Origin of the sequence: Candidatus Kryptonium sp. (genome assembly GCA_025060635.1) — a bacterium.
In the GTDB taxonomy this organism is placed as follows: Bacteria; Bacteroidota; Ignavibacteria; order Kryptoniales; family Kryptoniaceae; genus Kryptonium.
The window spans coordinates 155,072-174,405 of sequence record JANXBN010000003.1 but is presented as its reverse complement, the minus strand read 5'-3'; the positions used below and the strand labels follow the sequence as shown (position 1 = coordinate 174,405).

At 33.1% G+C, this 19,334-nt stretch carries 17 protein-coding genes and 1 other RNA gene; 8 read left to right on the top strand and 10 right to left on the bottom strand.

Annotated elements, in window-relative coordinates; genetic code table 11:
• The 8 genes from NZ923_06570 to ssrA all read left to right on the top strand — a co-directional run.
• A partial coding sequence (locus tag NZ923_06570) for an SIS domain-containing protein (protein MCS7229681.1) occupies positions 1–412 on the top strand: 412 nt, incomplete at its 5' end.
• Between the two features lie 111 nt (positions 413–523).
• On the top strand, positions 524–1,867 hold the full coding sequence (locus NZ923_06565; protein MCS7229680.1) for a UDP-glucose/GDP-mannose dehydrogenase family protein: 1,344 nt from the start codon (positions 524–526) through the stop codon (positions 1,865–1,867).
• 37 nt (positions 1,868–1,904) lie between these two features.
• On the top strand, positions 1,905–2,462 hold the full coding sequence (gene rfbC / locus NZ923_06560; protein MCS7229679.1) for a dTDP-4-dehydrorhamnose 3,5-epimerase: 558 nt from the start codon (positions 1,905–1,907) through the stop codon (positions 2,460–2,462).
• Entirely contained in the window at positions 2,462–3,622 is a 1,161-nt protein-coding gene (gene hypD, locus NZ923_06555; protein MCS7229678.1) for a hydrogenase formation protein HypD, read from the top strand. The genes rfbC and hypD overlap by 1 nt, the downstream gene beginning before the upstream one ends.
• Positions 3,597–5,285, top strand: a complete 1,689-nt coding sequence (locus NZ923_06550; protein ID MCS7229677.1) for a hydrogenase maturation protein — start codon at positions 3,597–3,599, stop codon at positions 5,283–5,285. Before hypD ends, NZ923_06550 begins: the two co-directional genes overlap by 26 nt.
• Before the next feature lie 33 nt (positions 5,286–5,318).
• On the top strand, positions 5,319–6,263 hold the full coding sequence (locus tag NZ923_06545) for an SDR family oxidoreductase (GenBank protein MCS7229676.1): 945 nt from the start codon (positions 5,319–5,321) through the stop codon (positions 6,261–6,263).
• Between the two features lie 32 nt (positions 6,264–6,295).
• Positions 6,296–6,637, top strand: a complete 342-nt coding sequence (locus NZ923_06540) for a hypothetical protein (GenBank protein MCS7229675.1) — start codon at positions 6,296–6,298, stop codon at positions 6,635–6,637.
• Between the two features lie 164 nt (positions 6,638–6,801).
• Positions 6,802–7,166, top strand: a transfer-messenger RNA (tmRNA) gene (gene ssrA, locus NZ923_06535).
• A gap of 3 nt (positions 7,167–7,169) precedes the next feature.
• Here ssrA and accD read toward each other — a convergent pair.
• From accD to NZ923_06485, 10 genes are all read right to left on the bottom strand, one after another.
• Entirely contained in the window at positions 7,170–8,009 is an 840-nt protein-coding gene (gene accD / locus NZ923_06530; GenBank protein MCS7229674.1) for an acetyl-CoA carboxylase, carboxyltransferase subunit beta, read from the bottom strand.
• Between the two features lie 9 nt (positions 8,010–8,018).
• Positions 8,019–8,714: a tRNA (adenosine(37)-N6)-threonylcarbamoyltransferase complex dimerization subunit type 1 TsaB gene (gene tsaB, locus NZ923_06525; protein MCS7229673.1), complete on the bottom strand. Its 696-nt coding sequence runs from the start codon at positions 8,712–8,714 to the stop codon at positions 8,019–8,021.
• Positions 8,711–9,133 carry a tRNA (adenosine(37)-N6)-threonylcarbamoyltransferase complex ATPase subunit type 1 TsaE gene (gene tsaE / locus NZ923_06520; GenBank protein ID MCS7229672.1) on the bottom strand — a complete coding sequence of 141 codons (423 nt, stop codon included), beginning with the start codon at positions 9,131–9,133 and terminating at the stop codon, positions 8,711–8,713. The genes tsaB and tsaE overlap by 4 nt, the downstream gene beginning before the upstream one ends.
• Positions 9,133–10,704 (bottom strand): PglZ domain-containing protein, encoded by a 1,572-nt coding sequence (locus tag NZ923_06515; protein MCS7229671.1) that lies wholly within the window; start codon positions 10,702–10,704, stop codon positions 9,133–9,135. The genes tsaE and NZ923_06515 overlap by 1 nt, the downstream gene beginning before the upstream one ends.
• Positions 10,705–10,769: 65 nt before the next feature.
• A complete protein-coding gene (locus tag NZ923_06510; GenBank protein ID MCS7229670.1) occupies positions 10,770–12,266 on the bottom strand; it encodes an oligosaccharide flippase family protein in 1,497 nt (498 codons plus the stop codon).
• Entirely contained in the window at positions 12,263–13,444 is a 1,182-nt protein-coding gene (locus NZ923_06505) for a glycosyltransferase family 4 protein (GenBank protein MCS7229669.1), read from the bottom strand. The genes NZ923_06510 and NZ923_06505 overlap by 4 nt, the downstream gene beginning before the upstream one ends.
• Complete coding sequence (locus NZ923_06500) at positions 13,441–14,415, bottom strand: glycosyltransferase family 2 protein (protein ID MCS7229668.1); 975 nt, start codon at positions 14,413–14,415, stop codon at positions 13,441–13,443. The genes NZ923_06505 and NZ923_06500 overlap by 4 nt, the downstream gene beginning before the upstream one ends.
• Positions 14,408–15,508, bottom strand: a complete 1,101-nt coding sequence (locus NZ923_06495; GenBank protein MCS7229667.1) for a glycosyltransferase family 4 protein — start codon at positions 15,506–15,508, stop codon at positions 14,408–14,410. The genes NZ923_06500 and NZ923_06495 overlap by 8 nt, the downstream gene beginning before the upstream one ends.
• Before the next feature lie 32 nt (positions 15,509–15,540).
• Positions 15,541–16,743, bottom strand: a complete 1,203-nt coding sequence (locus NZ923_06490) for a glycosyltransferase family 4 protein (protein MCS7229666.1) — start codon at positions 16,741–16,743, stop codon at positions 15,541–15,543.
• Positions 16,740–19,325 carry a YfhO family protein gene (locus tag NZ923_06485; GenBank protein ID MCS7229665.1) on the bottom strand — a complete coding sequence of 862 codons (2,586 nt, stop codon included), beginning with the start codon at positions 19,323–19,325 and terminating at the stop codon, positions 16,740–16,742. Before NZ923_06485 ends, NZ923_06490 begins: the two co-directional genes overlap by 4 nt.
• Between the last annotated feature and the right edge of the window lie 9 nt (positions 19,326–19,334).

The window sequence follows — 19,334 nt, the reverse complement described above, 5'->3', positions numbered from 1 at the left end:
TGGATTTAATTACCCAGTTGCATTAGAGGGTGCTTTAAAATTAAAAGAAATTTCATATATTCATGCAGAAGGTTACCCAGCAGCTGAAATGAAACACGGACCTATTGCTTTAATTGATGAAAATATGCCTGTGGTTTTCATAGCTGTCAAAGATGGGGTTTATGAAAAGGTTCTAAGCAATATGGAGGAAGTTAAAGCAAGAAAAGGTAAGATAATTTCTATAGTTACAGAAATTGATGAAAGAGTAAGAAAACTTTCAGACCATATTATTCAAATTCCTCAAACAATTGATATGTTAATGCCTATTCTTTCAGTTATACCCTTGCAATTACTTGCTTATCATATCGCTGTCTTACGAGGGTGCGATGTAGATCAGCCTCGTAACCTTGCAAAGAGTGTAACCGTTGAGTGATTTGTATAAATTTCATAAACTTTGCACAGGATTGAATTTTAAACTTTAGAATAGATTAAAAAATAAGGCAGCGTTTAGTAAAGGTTAACAAAATAAATTTAAAATTGAAAAATGAACCTATCAGTTATTGGAACAGGTTATGTTGGGCTTGTAACCGGTGCCTGCTTTGCGGAATCAGGTAATAATGTAATTTGTATGGATATTGACAGATCTAAAATTAACAAACTTAAAAAAGGAATCATCCCAATCTATGAACCAGGTCTTGATGAAATTGTGAAAAAAAATCTCTCTGCTGGAAGATTAAAATTTACAAGCGAACTTGAATACACGATAAAAAACTCAGACATTGTTTTTCTCTGTCTTCCGACACCGCCAGGCAAAGATGGTAGCGCAGATCTTAGTATTTTGTTTACAGTTGTCAAAAACATTGCAAAAATTCTTCGTTCTATCGCTAACAAAAGTGAAACGAAAATTAAAAAATTAATTGTAAGTAAATCAACAGTTCCAGTCGGGACAGCCGATAAGATCAAAGAAATATTAAACAATGAACTTGCAAAATATAGTGAGAAAATAGAAATTGATGTTGCTTCCAATCCTGAATTTTTAAAAGAAGGAAATGCAGTTCAGGATTTCATGTTCCCAGATAGAGTTGTGATCGGGGTAAATGGTAATGAATCGGAAAAAATTTTGCGAGAGCTTTATGAGCCGTTTGTTAGAACTGGGGCACCAATCCTTGTCATGGATACGAGAAGTGCTGAAATGGTAAAATATGCAGCAAATGCCTTCCTTGCAATGAGAATATCGTTTATGAATGAGATTGCAAATTTATGTGAGAAACTAAATGCAGATGTTGAGAAAGTAAGAATTGGTATTGGCTATGACAATAGAATTGGTCCAAGATTTCTATTTCCTGGCGTTGGATGGGGTGGAAGTTGTTTTCCCAAAGATGTGAAGGCTTTGATAAAAATGGGAGAAAATAACGGAGTAGAATTGAAGATAGTTAGAGCAGTCTTTGAAGTAAACGAGAAGCAAAAGAAGGTGATAGTTGAAAAAGTAAAGAAACATTTCGGAAAGGATTTGAAAGATAAAAAAATCGCAATATGGGGACTTTCGTTTAAGCCTAAAACAGATGATATGCGCGAAGCCCCATCAATTACAATTATAAACGAACTTTTAAATCTTGGTGCAAAAATCATCGCTTTTGATCCTGTAGCTATGCCGAATGCCAAAAAAATTTGGAATGGAAATGTAAAATTTGCAAAAAATCAATACGAAGCCCTAAAAGGTTCAGATGCGCTTATCCTTGTGACCGAATGGCAAGAGTTTAGAGAGCCAGATTTTAACTATATGAAAACTCTTATGAAAACTCCTGTTATCTTTGATGGAAGAAACATTTATAATCCAGAAAAGCTTAGAAAACTCGGTTTTGTGTACTATGGTATTGGAAGAGTTTGATAAAATGTTTTTATTCAACAAAGGTTAAGTTTATGGAATGCCATTTAAATTTTCAAAGGTTGAAGAGATTCCAGATTTAATTGTTATTGAACCTGTCGTATTTAACGATAATCGCGGTTTTTTTATGGAAACTTACTCCTACAGAGAATTTGAAAAAGCAGGGATAAAAGAGAAATTTGTCCAGGATAATCATTCAAAATCAGTGAAGGGTGTCTTGAGAGGTTTACATTTCCAAATAAAACCTTTCGCTCAATCAAAACTGGTTAGATGCATAAAGGGAGAAATTTTTGATGTCGCAGTTGATATTAGACCAGATTCTCCTACTTTCAGGAAATGGTTTGCTATAGTTCTTTCTGAGGAAAACAAGAAAATGATTTATATTCCAAAAGGTTTTGCACATGGCTTTGTAGCTCTTTCTGATGTTGCGGAGGTAGAATATAAAGTTGACTCCTTTTATTCACCCGAGCACGAAAGAGGTATAATCTGGAATGATCCTGAAATTGCTATCAAATGGCCGGTTGAAGCTCCGATTCTTTCGTCAAAAGATATGAATTTTCCCACTTTATCAAAACTAATAGATGAATTGGTGTTTTGATAAGAGATACAAAAAACATCCTTGAAACATTTAAGGATCCAGATAAAGTTAGAAGCTTGGAGATACTGATAAAAGAAACTGTTGAAAAGATTGGGAAAACCTTAAGAATAATGGAATTTTGTGGTGGTCATACGCACACTATAATGAAATACGGAATAGATCAACTTTTAGAAGGATTTATAAGGTTTGTCCATGGTCCTGGGTGCCCTGTGTGTGTCTTGCCGATGCAAAGAGTAGATCTCGCTATAGAACTTGCGAAACAAAAGGATATCATATTGTGCACATATGGTGATGTTCTTAGAGTCCCAGGTTCAGATAGAAAAAGTTTACTTAATTTAAAAGCTGAAGGTGGGGATATAAGAATATTTTACTCCTGTCTTGATGCGATTAAAATAGCTCAAACTAATCCAGAAAAACAAGTTATCTTCTTTGCAATCGGTTTTGAAACTACAACACCTCAAACAGCTTTACTTATCCTCAAGGCAAATGAACTTGGGCTCAAAAATCTTTCAGTTGTATCAAATCATGTGATAACCCCAGCAGCGATACAACATATACTTAACGCTCCCGAAATGAGAGAAGTTGGTAGCGTTGATATAGATGGTTTTATAGGTCCTGGTCATGTAAGTACTATAATTGGGACAAAACCCTATGAATATTTTGCGGAGGAATTTCTGAAACCAGTTGTTATATCTGGATTTGAACCTTTGGACATTATGATTTCTGTTTATATGATTGCTAAACAAATTGAAGAGAAAAGAGCAAAAGTTGAGAATCAATATGTTAGATTTGTGACAAGGGAAGGGAATGTGAAAGCTCAAATGATTGTAGCGGAAGTTTTTGAATTGAGAAAGGAATTTGAGTGGAGAGGTTTAGGCATGATTCCGTATAGCGCTTTGAAGATAAAGAAAAAATATTCTGAATTTGATGCGGAGGAGAGGTTTAAAGTTCAGCTTCCGGAGCCTAAAGAACATCCTGCTTGTATATGTGGAAAAATTATTAGAGGTGTAGCTTTGCCTTATGAATGTAAACTTTTTGGAAAAGTTTGTACACCTTCAAATCCATTTGGTTCTTGTATGGTTTCTTCGGAAGGTGCCTGTGCAGCTTACTACAACTATAGGAGTTATGTTTTAAATGAAAATACTCTTCCTTTGCCATAGATTTAATTCACTTTCTCAGCGTCTTTATTGCGAGTTAACTGAGAGAGGCCACGAGGTATCAATAGAGCTTGATGTGCATCCTGACCTCATGATAGAAGCCGTTGATCTTTATAGACCAGATATTGTAATAGCTCCTTTTCTTAAACGAAAAATTCCAAAAGAAATTTGGCAAAAGTGCATCACATTGGTAATTCATCCAGGACCTCCAGGTGATAGGGGACCGAATGCACTTGATTGGGCTATACTGGGAAAAAAAGAAAAATGGGGGATTACAATTATTGAAGCCACTGAAGAATATGACGCTGGAGATATCTATGCTTATAGAGAATTTCCGCTTAGATTTACTAAAAAATCAACTATTTATAGACATGAAGTAACCGACGGCGCAGTTGAATGTGTTTTGGAAATTTTAGAAAATCTTGAATTTGGTAAAATAAATAAACAGCCACAAAGTGATGGAGTTTTTAATCCTGTGGTGCCGAAAGATTTGAGAAGAATTGATTGGGAAAGAGATGATACTGAAACGATACTCAGAAAAATTTATTCCTCAGATGGCCAGCCTGGAGCGATCGCAAATATATTTGGCAATGATTATTATCTATTTAACGCATATCGTGAAAGTCATTTGAAGGGAAAACCGGGGCAGCTCTTGGCGCATAGAGATGAAGCAATTTGCATCGGAACGAAAGATGGTGCAATATGGATAGGTAATATGCGACTTGACGAAAAAAACGCTATTAAACTTCCTGCTATAAGAGTTTTACCGCCATCTCTTTTAAACACCTTGAGAGAGGAAACTTTAAAGCCTTGGGAAAGCGTTGACTTTGAAACATATAGAGAGATAGTTTATGAAGAATTAGGCGGTGTCGGATATATTAATTTTAATTTCTATAATGGTGCAATGTCTACTGAACAATGTTATCGTCTTCTTGAAGTAATTAAATATGCAAAGAGTAGACCTGTAAAAGCTATTGTTTTGCTGGGTAGCGAGGATTTCTTCTCAAACGGAATGAACCTTAATACAATTGAAGCATCTGAAAGTCCAGCAGATGAATCATGGAGAAATATAAATGCCATGGATGATATATGCGAAGAAATTTTAACTACAACTGATAAACTAACTATAGCAGGTTTAACTGGAAACGCAGGAGCAGGCGGTGTATTTTTGGCTTTAGCTTGTGATTTAGTTTTTGCAAGAGAAGGAATTGTTTTAAATCCGCATTATAAAAATATAGGAAACTTATATGGTTCTGAGTTTTGGACATATACTTTACCAAAACGAGTAGGATGGGAAAAAGCAAGAGAAATAATGGAAAATCGTATGCCGATAAGTTCAAGTATGGCATTAAAATTGGGATTAATAGATAGTGTAATTGGAAAATCATATAGAGAATTTGTAGAAAAACTTAAAGCAAAAATTGAAAGTTTTGTAGATTCTAATGAGTTTAAAGAATTTCTCAACGAAGTTAGAAAAGAAAAGAAGAAAAGTTGGGCAATTAAGCCACTGAGAAGCTATAGAGAAGAAGAACTTGAACATATGAAATTGAATTTCTATGGTTTTGATACCAGTTATCACATTGCGCGATATTATTTTGTGCGACGATTTCTGCCTTTTAGAACCCCTCCTTACCTTGCTATTCACAGGCGATATCAAAGAGTTTAAAAATTATAAAAAACAAAACTAGAAAATTAAACCTTGGCAAGAGTAGTGATAACTGGAGGCGCTGGATTTATAGGTTCTCATCTATGTGACAGATTCATTGCGGAGGGTGATGAAGTTATTTGCCTTGATAATTTAATTACAGGAAACTTGGATAATATAGCTCACCTTTTCGGTCACCCAAAATTTAAATTTATAAAGTATGATGTCACTGAATTTTTATATGTCCCTGGTGAAGTTGATTATATTTTACATTTTGCGTCACCTGCAAGTCCAATGGATTATGTTAAGTATCCAATTCAAACTTTAAAGGTTGGAGCTCTTGGAACACATAAAGCTCTTGGACTTGCAAAAGCTAAAGGCGCAAGATTTTTGCTTGCTTCAACCAGTGAAGTTTACGGTGATCCGCTCGTTCATCCGCAAAGTGAGGAATATTGGGGAAATGTTAATCCAATTGGAATTCGCGGGGTATACGATGAAGCAAAAAGATTTGCCGAAGCAATGACGATGGCATATCATAGATACCATGGGCTTGATACGAGAATTGTGAGGATATTTAATACATATGGTCCAAGAATGAGAACTGATGATGGGCGAGCTATACCTGCGTTCATGACCCAAGCATTGAAAGGTGAAGATATAACTGTATTTGGAGACGGAAAGCAAACAAGAAGTATTTGCTATATTGACGATCTCGTTGATGGGATTTTTAAACTTTTAATGTCAAATTATGTTTATCCAATTAATCTTGGAAATCCAGATGAGGTTACAATACTTGATCTCGCAATGGAAATAAAAGAACTTGCTAAAAGTAAAAGTCAAATTGTTTTCAAACCTTTACCGCCAGATGATCCTAAAGTTAGGAAACCTGACATAACAAAAGCGAAAGAAATATTAGGATGGGAACCTAAAATTTCAAGAAAAGAAGGATTGACGAAAACACTTGAATACTTTAAACATAAACTCGGAATAGCAAATTGAAAAAAGTAAATGATACCAACATCATTCATTTAATGAAAGGGCGAAAAAAGTATATAACTATTTTACCGTATGAAAAATTTAAAGAATTGAAAAATAAGGCTGATTTACTAGACGAAAAAGCAGGATTTGAATTAAGATTCAAAGAGGAACTTTTACCAGAGATTTTGAGCTTGTTCAGCGGTGACCTTGAAAAAACCTGTAATTTTATACGAGAAATTGAAAAACTGAAAAATAACCCTTTTCCAGAAAAAAGCGAAAAGATTGTGTCTCGTGTCTATAAAATTTTAATTTTGAATATAATTCTAACTTATCGTGTGAATAAACAGAAAAAACTTATTACTGTGCTTTCCTTGAATAAAGCTGAAAGCATTTAAGAAATCTTATGTAAACTTCATCTATCTTCTTTGATTCTTCCTATCCCCTTCAAACTGAAAGTTTGTAAAATTTAAAATTTATTGCTAAATTTTAATAGGAACTTTGAAATTTTATGCATTGTTATTTTATCTTTGGACAATGTTCTGTTTGTTCTTTGAAATTTGGGGGTGATGTGGTTTCGACGGGAGCCAAGGGCACTTAAAACGGCACGCCGTGCTTTTGCCGTGTGCACGTTAAACAAACGGCGAAAAAATAAGTGCCAACTATTCATATGCTTTGGCTGCCTAATAAAAAAGGTAGCCCGTCCTTTATAGCTTGTGCCTGTCCAGGCTATAAAGGGCGTGGATAAAGACAGGCTCGTGTTATTCGTTGCTCAGGACGAATAACACGAAAGCCCATTCCTGAGCTAGTCCTGCTGTGGGTGCCTATCCCCTAACAGTAGGGCGAAAACTAAAAGATAGGCTAAGCGTGTAGATGTTTTAGGTGTCTGGCTTCCGGACCCGGGTTCGACTCCCGGCACCTCCACAGAATTTATTTCTCAAGCAACAACCTTAAAATTTGAGATATCTTACCCTTTAACTCCTTCCTATGCGCGATTAAATCAATAAAACCATGCTCAAGTAAAAATTCAGCCTTTTGAAAGCCCTCTGGTAAATCCTTTCCTGTAGCTTGTTTAATAACTCTCGGACCAGCAAAACCAATTAAAGCACCAGGTTCAGCTATATTTATATCTCCAAGCATAGCATAGCTTGCCGTAACTCCGCCTGTTGTTGGATCTGTTAAGACAGATATATATGGAATTCCAGCTGAAGATAATTTAGTAAGCATTGCTGAAGTTTTTGCCAATTGCATTAGTGAAAGTGCACCTTCCATCATTCTTGCACCGCCACTTGAAGAAACTATTATAAGCGGATGCTTAGTTTTGAGCGATTTCTCAATTGCTCTGGCAACTTTTTCTCCAACTACCGATCCCATACTCCCACCTATGAATCTGAAATCCATAACAGCAATTACGACTGGAATACCATTTATTTTCCCTGTTCCAGTGACAATTGCCTCATTAAGACCTGTTTTTTTCATTGCTTCTTTTAGACGCTCACTGTATGGTTTTGTATCGGTGAAATTTAAAACATCAACAGAACGTATTTTTTTATCAAATTCCTTAAATGTCCCGCTATCAATGAGTATGTTGATATAATCATAGCTTGAAATTCTGAAATGATAGTTACATTTATGGCAAGTCCATAGGTTTAACTCAAGCTGTGATTTGTGAATTATTTCACCGCATTGTTCACATTTAGTCCATAATCCTTCGGGTAATTCCTTTTTCTCACCGGAAATGTTTTTGGTTAATCTTTTAAACCAAGACATTTTTAACCTTTACTTTGTTTTGATTGAAAATTCTTTTACATATATTGGCTCAATTGAAACTATATCGGTGAATTCTTTATTTAAATACTTTCTCTCAGCGATTTTTCCAACATATGAGGCATCAGGATAACTAAACTCATCACTTAGAATGATTGCCTTTTGATTATTTATTTTTTCCCTTACGATGTCAACTCCATCTCCGAGAAATAATGTGGTATTATATATCTTTTGATTAATAGACTCAATATCTCCAACCGAGTAATCGTCTATTCTCTCAAGTTCACTTTCACTAAATTTATAAAAACTGTAATAAAAATCATTTTGTTTAGCGTTTAAAATTGGGCATACATAAATTTCATCTTTTATGAAATATCTTTTAAGAATTTTACATATCTCAAGCGATTTCAAAGCAAGTGCATCAAGCGTTGGAACTGCTATCAATGGTTTACCTGAAGAATAACATAAACCTTTTGCTACGCTTAGCCCTACTCTCAAACCAGTAAAGGAACCAGGTCCAATGGAAATAGCGATTGCTTTAATTTTATCAATCCTATGGTTTATATTTTTTAGAACTTGATCTATCAAAAAAACTATTTTTTCTGCGTGAAGATTTTTAATGTTAATTATACTTAAAGATTTTGTCTTTCCTTCTTCAGTTATGGCTACAGAGCCGAAACTTGTAGATGTTTCAATAGCCAATATCATTTTTTAACTATTTCTATTTTTCTTTCATTTTCCATTTCTCCGAAGGTTATAAAAATATCATATCTTTTCCTTGGTAAAATTTCCTCTACCTTTTCTGCCCATTCTATAAAGGAAATAGCATCATTGTAGATAAACTCGTCAAATCCTATTTCAATTATTTCTTCTATTGAATCGACCCTGTAAAAATCAAAATGATATATTGTTAAATCACCTTCATATTTGTTCATTATAATAAATGTTGGGCTGTTAACGGTTTCCTTTACATTAAGACCGAGACAAACACCTTGCACAAACTTAGTTTTCCCTACCCCAAGCTCACCATACAAAGCAACGACATCACCTGCTTTTAACGATTTAGCAAATTCCCTTCCAAGTTTAATTGTTTCTTCCTCGCTTACTGTCAAAAATTTCCCTGTCATTAAATTTTCGGAATGAGTTTGACAATCGGTATGATCATCTCTTCAAGAGAAACACCGCCGTGTTGAAATGTATCTTTATATAAACTTAAGTAATGGTGATAATCAGTTGGATATACAAAATAATAATCTTCCTTTGCAATTATATAATTTATCGCCACACCTCGTTTGGGCAATTTGTATGTTTCGGGCTTTTCTATGAAAATTGCTTCCTTCTCATCACATCTTAGATTCCTTCCATATTTATATCTCAAATTTGTTGCTGCTTCCTTATCCGCAAAAACTTTTGAACCGCGAAGAGCTCTTATGCTACCGTGATCGGTGGTGACAAAAACGACAACATTTTTCATTTTTGAAAGCGTTTTAAGCATTCTGTAAAATGAAGAATGAACGAACCAAGCATGAGTTACGCTTCTATATGCAGATTCATCAAAAGATAGCTCTTTGATAACTGTTGAATTGCTACGGCTATGAGCAAGCATATCAACAAAATTTACAACTATTGCAGTTAATTGCCCTTGAGCGTAAGAGGTTATATTTTGCTCAACCCCTACTCCAAAATCTGGATCAATTATCTTGAAGTATTTTATCTTTGATTTCAAATTGACTCTGTTTCGCTTTAGCAAATCCTCCAAAAATTCTCTTTCGTATTTGTTCCTGCTTTTTTCCTCATCGTTGTTCCCTTCCCATAATTCTGGAAATCTTTTCTCTATATCTATCGGAAAGAGGCCACTGAAAATTGCGTTTCTTGCATATGGAGTCGCAGTTGGTAGAATTGAATAATAATAATCTCTTTCAACGATGAAATAATCATGTAATTCTTTTTCAATCACAAACCATTGATCAAGACGCATGCAATCAACAACAAATAAAACAACATTCTTCCCATCTTCAATCTCTGGAATAATATATCTTTCAACTATATCAACAGATAAAACAGGTCTATTCTCCGACGCAATCCACTCGGGATAGTTTTGTTCAATATATTTTCCAAATTCAATATTGCATCGTCTTCTTTGTTCAAAGAGCGATTCTCTTAATCCCAACTCTGGATGTTCATCAAGTTCAATATCCCATTTTATTAAACGAAGATAAATTTCAATCCAATCTTGATAATCTAACTCCGTCATCAAAGCATTTTCAATGGAGCGAAATCCTTGAAGATATTCAATTGTCAGCTTTTCACTTGCGATTTTTTTCGCTTCAATAAATTTCTTACAAACCATCAAAATCTGGCTCGGATTAACCGGCTTGGTAAGATAATCACTTATTTTATATCCAATCGCTTCTTCCATTAAACTTTCTTCTTCATTTTTTGTCACCATAACAACAGGGATTCCAGGAAATAGATCTTTAATTTCAGATAAAGTTTGAAGACCACCTTTCCCAGGCATTATCTCATCAAGTAATATAAGATCAATATCCTTACCTTTTTCTCTTAAAAATTCAACCGCATCATCTCCATTTGTGGCTACTGAAACCTCATATCCTTTTTGCTCAAGAAATAATATGTGAGATCTTAAGAGTTCTATTTCATCATCTATCCAAAGTATGTGTCCTTTTTTCTCTTTCACTTCACCGCTGCTGTTTTCTTTTTCATAAAAAAATAAAAATCAAATCCAAAATAAACAAACTTTTTTCAAAACAAATCTGAAATTCTGCTCAAATACACTCCAATTTTACTGCTAATAATTTCTATCATATTTGAAACAATTTGCGTCTTTCTCAGCAAATAGTAAACCGCAAAAACAAGCCAAACGAGAGATATTAAAATTCTTAAGTAAAATTTTAAATAAACATCAAATATGAAAAACTTCAGGGCGAAAGCAAATAAGATCGGCACGGATGGAAACGAGAATTTAGCAAACGAGATTATTGATGAGAGTAAACTTGCGTAGTTTCCATAACTAAAAATGAAGAGAAAAAAAGTTCGGACAAAGAAATTAAAGAAGGTAACATAAGCAATTCCAAGCAATCCTAAATTATTTTTATAGACAACATAGTTTAAAAAAAGCACAATTGGAATGACGCTGAGGTTTAATATAAGAATCTTAATCTGTTGGTTTATGCTAATTAAAAATGTTCCAAGTATAGCGCCAAGCGAGAGGAAATAATAAGCAATCGCAAGTTTATCTACATATCTTAAACTTTCTTCATACTTTGGCAAAAACAAGTAGATAAATGGCTCCGCAAAAGCTATTGTAAGTATTGAAACGAGTGGTGTAATAAACGCAAGAACGAGCAAAGATTCATCAAGGAAAATTTTAAGATTTTCCTTTAATTTTGATCTTCCAAATTCTTCAAGCATTCTTTGTCCGATAAATTGTCCAAGCGTAGAGGAAATAAAATAAGGTATCACTCCTAAACCAACCGCAATAGAGTAAATTCCCATTTGCGATTTTTCAAATAAATTTGCAACGGAAAATTTATCAAGGCTCATTAAAAATCCGTAGGTAAAACCAACAATTAAAATCTGAAAACCAATTCTTAGAATTTCTTTTACAAGATTAAGGTTAAAGTTAGGTTTTATTTCTTTTAACAAATCTTTAAATGAAAAAAGAAGCGTGATTAAAAAGCCAAGCATCATTCCGACAAATATCCCAAGCACCTTAAATTTCAGCATCAAAATAACTGAAAGCGTGAAATCAAGTATTGCTTGAAAAAGTTGAAGAATGTATGATTTTTTAAAATTGTGCTTAATCCTCAGATATAAAATAACGAAAAGAAAATTTTGGTTCAGCAAAATAGATAAAGCAGTTAATATAACAGAAAATCTATTTTCAACTATTGTTTGAAAGGGGGATATTATTGAGTAAATAACAAGGGCAACCACAAATGCTGATGTTATAAAATTTAGTCCAAATAATCCCGCTCCAAACAAGTTTTTAACTTTTTTTTCGTTTCCGCTTCCTATTTCATATGGAGCGATTCTTGAGATCCCATCAATTATCCCAAGATTAGCATATGTCCCATATGAAAAGAATAAAAAAATTGAGGCATAGATTCCAAAGTCGGAAGGCCCAAGTAATTTTGCAAAAACAAAATTACGAAAGAAAAGAATGAATTGTGTTAGATATTGAGCAATTAATGCTACAGAGAAATCACTTAAAATTTTTCTCCTTGACCATTTCATCATAATACAGAGTTGTAAACTTTTTCAATTTCTTTTGCGACATTTTCTGCATTGTAATTCTTAACTACAAATTCTCTTCCCCTTTTGCTAAGTTCGTTTGCCAATTTATTGTCAGTGAGGATTTTCTTCATTGCTTTATAAAGCTCAAGAAAATCAAAGGGTTGAACAAGCATTGCATTATCTTCAACTACTTCAGGTATAGATCCGCTCATCGTGGTTATAACTGGCTTTCCACAAGCCATGCTTTCAATAAGAACCATTCCAAATTGTTCCTGCCATCTCTGGGTGGGAACACTTGGCAAGACGAAAATATCCGCAAGATTGTGATATTTTGGCATCTCCTCATAATCAACGAAGCCAACGAGTTTAACATTTTTTTCAATATTTAAGAACTTTGAAAAATCGTATAACATATTTTTTAATTCACCAGTCCCAACAATTAAAAGTTTAACATAATTTGGATTAATTTCTTTGTCCATAAGAAGTAATTTAAAGGCGTTAAAAAGAACTTGAACCCCCTTATGCCAATGTAATCGTCCAGAAAATAGAATAATTTTATCATTCTCCCCTATTCCCAATTTTTTCATTAGAAACTCGTCTTTTTCCATCGGTTTAAATTTGTTAAGATCTATGCCGGGTTTAATAATTTTAATCTTTTCCTCGCGAAAACCTTCAAGTATAAGCGCCAATTTTGTTCTTTCCGATTTCGCAATTATAACATCAATGGCTTCTTTTAAAATTTTGAATCTTTTGCTTTCCACAAAGCGGTATCCTCGCAATCCATATGCAAATGGTATATTTTGCCATTGTGTTATTACTAATCTTTTATCATACTTTAACCTTGCTTTTGCAGATTGATAAGTATAGAAATACTCCAAATCGCCCGAGTGGATTATATCAAAGTTTTTTAATGCCTTTTCAAGCCCAAAAATTTTCTGCCAGAATAGTTCATAGTAAAAAATTCGCTGGTAAATTTTTCTAAATTTAAATTTTCTTGGGATGAAAAATTCAAAATCGTAAACAGAAGGAAGGCGGATTATTTTTAATTTATTTTCATTAACATTAAACTGATTTTTCAATGTTGTTATTCCAACAATTTCAAATCGGTCTTCAAGGGGATAGTAATATTGTAGTTCAAATTTTGTCAAAGCATTCCCTCTAACCAGAGCAACTTTTTTCATACCAATTTATGTTTTTTTATCAAACCCAAACTTGCTTTTAATGTATTAAAATCTATCTCAAGATATATTCTATCATGCTGTTTTTTTTCAAGAAACCATTTTGGCAATCTCCAGGTTAGCAAAATTAAGGATTCAGCAAAATCAAGTAACCTGACTAAAATTTCCTGTATGTATCCTTTGTGCTTTCTAAAGTAGTAATACCTATTCAATCTGTAGATAACCCTAAAGTTTACAAAATCTTTATAGTTGCTTTCTCGCTTTTTATAAACAGTATAACCGTGATGGTGTATTACATAAGTTTTCGGATAATAAACTACTTTAAATCCCGCATTAATTAAGCGAGCACATAAATCCGTATCTTCAAAATATACTGGTGAGAATTTTTCATCAAAAAGTTCATCGTTTTTTATATGTTCTCTGCGAACACAGTAACAACAACCAGTTATATATTCATTAGATGTTAAGATTTTCATTTGATTATAGTTGAAATTAATAGGGCTATAGGCGTGAAATTTTTCTTTATTTATGAGTTTGACTCTATAAAAAATTTTTAACAAAACATCTTTTATGCTAGGGCTGTAATCAATGATATCTTGAATACGTCCATCTGGATAAAAAACCTTTGGGGATAGTAAAGCAACATCGGGATTTTTTTCCATAAAATCAACAAGTTCTTTGAATGCGTTATGCTCTATAACAACATCGGAATTTAAAACTACGAAATATTTACTTGAAGATAATTTAAAAGCTTTGTTATGAGCTCTTGCAAATCCTTCGTTTTGCTGATTTTTAATTAACTTTACGGAAGGAAATCTTTCTGCGATAATTTCGGGACTTCCATCTGATGATCCATTATCAACAACTATAACTTCAAAATTTAAATTTTTTGTAAATTTAAAAATGCTATCAAGACACTTTACAATCATTTCACTTGTGTCATAATTCACAATAGATATCGTAAGATCAAGCATTTTTAATTACTTCAATTAATTGAAGTAGATTGACATTTAGATCGTACTCTTCGGCTTTTTGAATTCCGGCGATGCTTAATTTTCTCTTTAAAGCATCATTTAGAATAACTTCTTTTATAGCAGTAGCAAGCTGTTTAACATCTATTGGATCTACAGTAATTCCTGCTTCCCCTACCACTTCTGGAAGTGATGAGGTATTTGAAACTATAACTGGGCAACCGCAAGCCATCGCTTCAAGTGGTGGTAATCCAAAGCCTTCATAAAAAGACGGATAAACACAAACATCAACCTCACGATATAGATTTATTAACTTATCGTCATCAACATATCCTAAATATTTTACTTTGGTATTAGTGCTTATCATTTTATTCAATTTGAGGACGAGATCTTTTACTTTCCATCCTATCTTGCCACATATAATAAGCTCAACATCAGGTATTTCTTGTTTGATAATCTCGTAAGCATCAAGCAGTTTGTCAAGTCCTTTTCTTGGCTCTATTGTTCCAACAAATAGGATCTTCTTGCTGCCGAAATTGTCTCTAGGTTGGTGAGGTTTAATGAAGGTTCCTAATTTTACAACTTTTATTTTCTTCTCATCTATGCCCCACTCTGTAATTAGATCGTTTTTTGTGAACTCAGAATGGACGATATACAAAGAAGGAAAATTTTTAAATAAGATACCAAAAATTTTAAAAGATAAAGAAACAATAAATGGAAAAAGTTTTGGATAATGCCAAGCGATGATATCTGGAACGATTTGAATTATTTTGGTTTGATATTTAAAAAAACAGCAAAGATAAGCTATAATTGCTATAGGCCTTATATTGGCTATAACACAAACCGGATTACCTCCGATAGTTTTTATGAATCTTGGAATAAAAAAGAGCAATTTTAAAAAAGAAGTTGGAAATGTTTGTAGCCTAACTTTATCGCTTTTTATTACAATATCTTGCAAGTGAGCTCTTTGTTTTGGTGCTATGATATCTATTTTTTCTATTTCGTCATCTTGAATTAATCTTTTAATTAACTCCTCATTAATTCTTTCAATTCCAGTTTTCGTTTTAACAAAGGAACCGATAAAAGTTATTCGCATATCTTTTCTTTTAAGTTGATGTTTTGAGAGGATTATGTTGTAATTTGTTTGTAAAACTCAAATAAAGCTCTTGTCAAAAACCTAATATCGTATCTTTCTTTTATTTTAATCGTTTCATTTTTCAAATTTTCACTTTTAATTTCAAGAGCTTTGCTAACTTTTTCTATAAATTCATCCTTCGTATTAGCTATTAAAACATTTTTAACTTGATTTGCTTCAATTCCCTCAATTCCAACACTTGTTGTTACAACAATTTTCCCTAATGCAAGGGCTTCAATAATTTTCACTCTAATTCCACTTCCAGCGAAAACTGGAACTATCATAGTTTGTTTGTCTTTCATGAACTCAATGGCATCTTCAACCTCACCTACGAGCTCAACATTTGGGAATTTAGAAACCTTTGAAGAGAATTTCCATAAATTTGGATTGCGACCTGCAATGTAAAATTTTAAACTTGGAAATTTTTCGTATAATTCCATCCATACATTATTTAAAAACCACTCAAGACCTTGCTGATTTGGAAACCAATCAAGCGCGCCCAAGAAAAATATAGAATTAGAATCAACTGATAACAATTGTGCTTTATATTTATCAATCTCAATCCCAGCGGGAGCAACGAAGATTGGAACTTTACAGCCGTTTTCTTTTAAAACTTTTGCATCCCTTTCAGTTATAGCAATAACCGCATCAAATTGATTTAATACTTTAAACTCATATTTTTTTAACCTTTTTGACTGAACTTTTAACCAGTATTTTTTTAAAATTGATCTCTCCCACTCAGCATATCTTTCAAGTATTTCATACTCTATATTATGCGAGCGCAAGACGACCTTGGCATCTGAGTTCTTTTTAATTAAACTTAAATAAGGTGCTAAGTATAATCCCTCAAGCTGAACAATATCAAATTTATGATTATTTAAAATCTCAATTAAGGTGTTTCTATACTTCAAAGATGCTCCATAGCGCCAGATGTGGTATGAGACATCTTGAAACATATTTATAAAAAGATACCAAACTTTTATCTTCGTATCAACATCAACAGCGTAAAATTTTATTAATTTCTTTAACTCGTCTGGAATTTTATCTACCTCAAATTTTCTTTTATAAGTATTCATTGCGAGAATGGTAATCTCACAGCCAAGATTTGCCAATTCTTTTGCATAGTTTAGCGTTGCGATACTTCCTCCATCCTTTGGAGGATACGGCATTTTATGCGAGAGGATTAGAATTTTCATCGTTTCTCGGCTTTAAGGATGAGTTTTTGGGCATATGGAATAAGTGAAATTAAAAGTGCACCAAGAATTAAGATATTTATAAACAAACTAATTCTGCTACCAAGTTCAAATTCTTTATCTTCATAAACAAATACAATCTCATGTATACCAGGTGGAACCACAACAGCACGAAAAACATAATTAGCTTTATAAACAGGGACTTCTTTACCATCAATATAACATTTCCAGTTTGGATACCAAGTTTCGCTTAAGAACAAAAGGTTATTCCCTGTCGCATTTGCTTTCAAAATTATTTTTTGAATTTGGTATTTCATTAATTCAACATAGGCCTTTTCAGTTGGTGGATCAATCTTAATGTCGAGTGTATCTTCAAGGAAAACTACATCGCGCGGGTTAAATTCTGCATTTTTCATTTTAAGAAGTATATTTAACGGTTTCTCAACTTGATAGCGGTTTACAAAAAAGGCCCTCGGTAAATAATTTGGATTAAATATAACTTTCTTGCTACCGTTGTAAACCAAATTTCCGTAAATAGAATCGTATCTATCACTTATTACATACTTAACATTCAAAAGGTTTAAAACAAATGGATTTGTAATTCCAGCGACATCAATTAGATCTTGATAACTTCTCATCTTTGCGCCATGATAGCCAAATGCATTTTGTAAACGATACAGAGCAAGATAATTTGACATAACAGGTTGACCTCCAGAGAGTTCAATGACCCTATAAAGAGTGGTATCACGCTTTATGTATTCAACATAGTCAGGAGCTTTATATATTGATGTTAGTTCTTCTTTATTTGAGTAATGAAGCACCATATTATCAACCCGCCACAAATCAAAGATTACAATTAAAGCAATGCCAAAATTGAAAATATGTAAGTTTATTTTGCGAAGGGAAAGCAAATAAATAAGCGCACATAAGATCGTGGAAAGCCCAAGGAAAATGAGAAAATCAGTTAAAAAATTATTAAAAATGAACTCGTAAATATATGGAACAACTCTATTGAAAAGTTCCTGATTTATCATCCCAAAGTTGCTTTGAATAACCAATGAGAGAGCTTTATCAGTAGCGAAGAGAGAACGATATATATCTGAAATAAAGCTTTTGAAGATAATTGAAAACATAAACAATCCTCCAAAAACTAAAGCTAAATTTCTAAAAGCAATTTTAACTTTTTCAGGGAATCCGTTTTTATAGAATTGTAAAATGGAATTCAAACCATAACCTGCAAGAATTGGAACAGCAAACATTACAAGAGATAAGATCATGCTTGGAACTCTGAAACGGTTAAAGAAAGGGACATAGTAGAAGAAAAGATCGTATAACAATGGAAATTCTTTTCCAAACGAAATAAAAAGTGAGATCAAAGATAGAAAGGTTAAAAATTTAACAAAAGTGTCATTTTTGAAATTCAAAATTATTCCAATTATGGCAAGTAGAACCACAACTCCACCAAGGTAATTTGCTGCATCTGTAAATGGCATTGGTCCGAAATAGGTATTCAATCGGACAGTTTCACCACCGCTTAAAATTCCATTGTAATTTCTCCAACCAAATCCATAAGTAGATGGAATTATGAATGTCAAAATCTCGCCAGGGCTAAATGACCATTGCGTCGCGTATTCATAGTCAAGACCAGTTTTTTGAGCGGTTCCTTTTTCTTCACCTTGTGATTCTTTCATTTCAGTTATCGGTGGCTGTCCACGAATTGAATATTTGTTATATTCAAGAACTGGTAAATACTTGTCAAGGAAAATTCCAAAAGCTAAAAGTGTCGCTAAAGCAAACACAAAGCCAGAACGAACTAATCCAAAAATATTTTCTTTTTTTGTGATTTTAACTATCAAGTTTGTTAAGTAATAGATTCCAACAGCGAGGTATATATAAAACATCATTTGAATGTGAGAGGCTGCGAAAATTACCCAAATTACTATTGTGAGCAGTGCTATGTTGATTATTTTTATTTTTTCATTTGTTTTTTCAATTAGCAATAACAAATATGGAAAAACAGACATAGTAATAATTTTGGTCTGATGTCCAACCGTAATCCAAACGATAAAAAAAGTTGAAAAAGTCATGGAAAAAGCAACTATGAAAGAAACAAATTTGCTCATTCCCTTCTGACGCGCCAGAACATATGCCCCAATAGCCATGATTATCAGGTGAATAATCATGTAAATTACAATATCAAAAACTTCTCTATCGGGAGAAATTTTAGATATTAAGTTAAATATAAAATCCCTTATAACTCCTATTAAATCAAAGGTTCGTTCAGGACCGACAATTAAGCTAGCATAACCTGGCATTCCTGAAAAAATGTAGGGATTCCAAAGTAAAGGGACTTTTTGTTCACGAGCATCTTCCCCAAGAGCGTACCAACTTTTGAATGCAATTATATCTCCAGATATAAAAATTTTACCTTCTATCAAAGCCTTATTGAATAAAACAAGCAACAAGAGAATTATCAAAAAAATGTAGATAATAGAATGATACTTTGGATTGATATCAATCAAATAGCTTGATGTTTCAAGCGCTTTTTTCGTTTGAGGTTTTTCTGCTTTTTTCTTTTCAGCCATTAAACTTGT

Bases quoted from the DNA above. Each gene is read 5' to 3' on its own strand.
- NZ923_06565 (MCS7229680.1), top strand. From the start codon at position 524: ATGAACCTATCAGTTATTGGAACAGGTTATGTTGGGCTTGTAACCGGT.
- rfbC (MCS7229679.1), top strand. From the start codon at position 1,905: ATGCCATTTAAATTTTCAAAGGTTGAAGAGATTCCAGATTTAATTGTT.
- NZ923_06550 (MCS7229677.1), top strand. From the start codon at position 3,597: ATGAAAATACTCTTCCTTTGCCATAGATTTAATTCACTTTCTCAGCGT.
- NZ923_06540 (MCS7229675.1), top strand. From the start codon at position 6,296: ATGAAAGGGCGAAAAAAGTATATAACTATTTTACCGTATGAAAAATTT.
- accD (MCS7229674.1), bottom strand. From the start codon at position 8,009: ATGTCTTGGTTTAAAAGATTAACCAAAAACATTTCCGGTGAGAAAAAG.
- tsaB (MCS7229673.1), bottom strand. From the start codon at position 8,714: ATGATATTGGCTATTGAAACATCTACAAGTTTCGGCTCTGTAGCCATA.
- tsaE (MCS7229672.1), bottom strand. From the start codon at position 9,133: ATGACAGGGAAATTTTTGACAGTAAGCGAGGAAGAAACAATTAAACTT.
- NZ923_06510 (MCS7229670.1), bottom strand. From the start codon at position 12,266: ATGATGAAATGGTCAAGGAGAAAAATTTTAAGTGATTTCTCTGTAGCA.
- NZ923_06505 (MCS7229669.1), bottom strand. From the start codon at position 13,444: ATGAAAAAAGTTGCTCTGGTTAGAGGGAATGCTTTGACAAAATTTGAA.
- NZ923_06500 (MCS7229668.1), bottom strand. From the start codon at position 14,415: ATGCTTGATCTTACGATATCTATTGTGAATTATGACACAAGTGAAATG.
- NZ923_06495 (MCS7229667.1), bottom strand. From the start codon at position 15,508: ATGCGAATAACTTTTATCGGTTCCTTTGTTAAAACGAAAACTGGAATT.
- NZ923_06490 (MCS7229666.1), bottom strand. From the start codon at position 16,743: ATGAAAATTCTAATCCTCTCGCATAAAATGCCGTATCCTCCAAAGGAT.
- NZ923_06485 (MCS7229665.1), bottom strand. From the start codon at position 19,325: ATGGCTGAAAAGAAAAAAGCAGAAAAACCTCAAACGAAAAAAGCGCTT.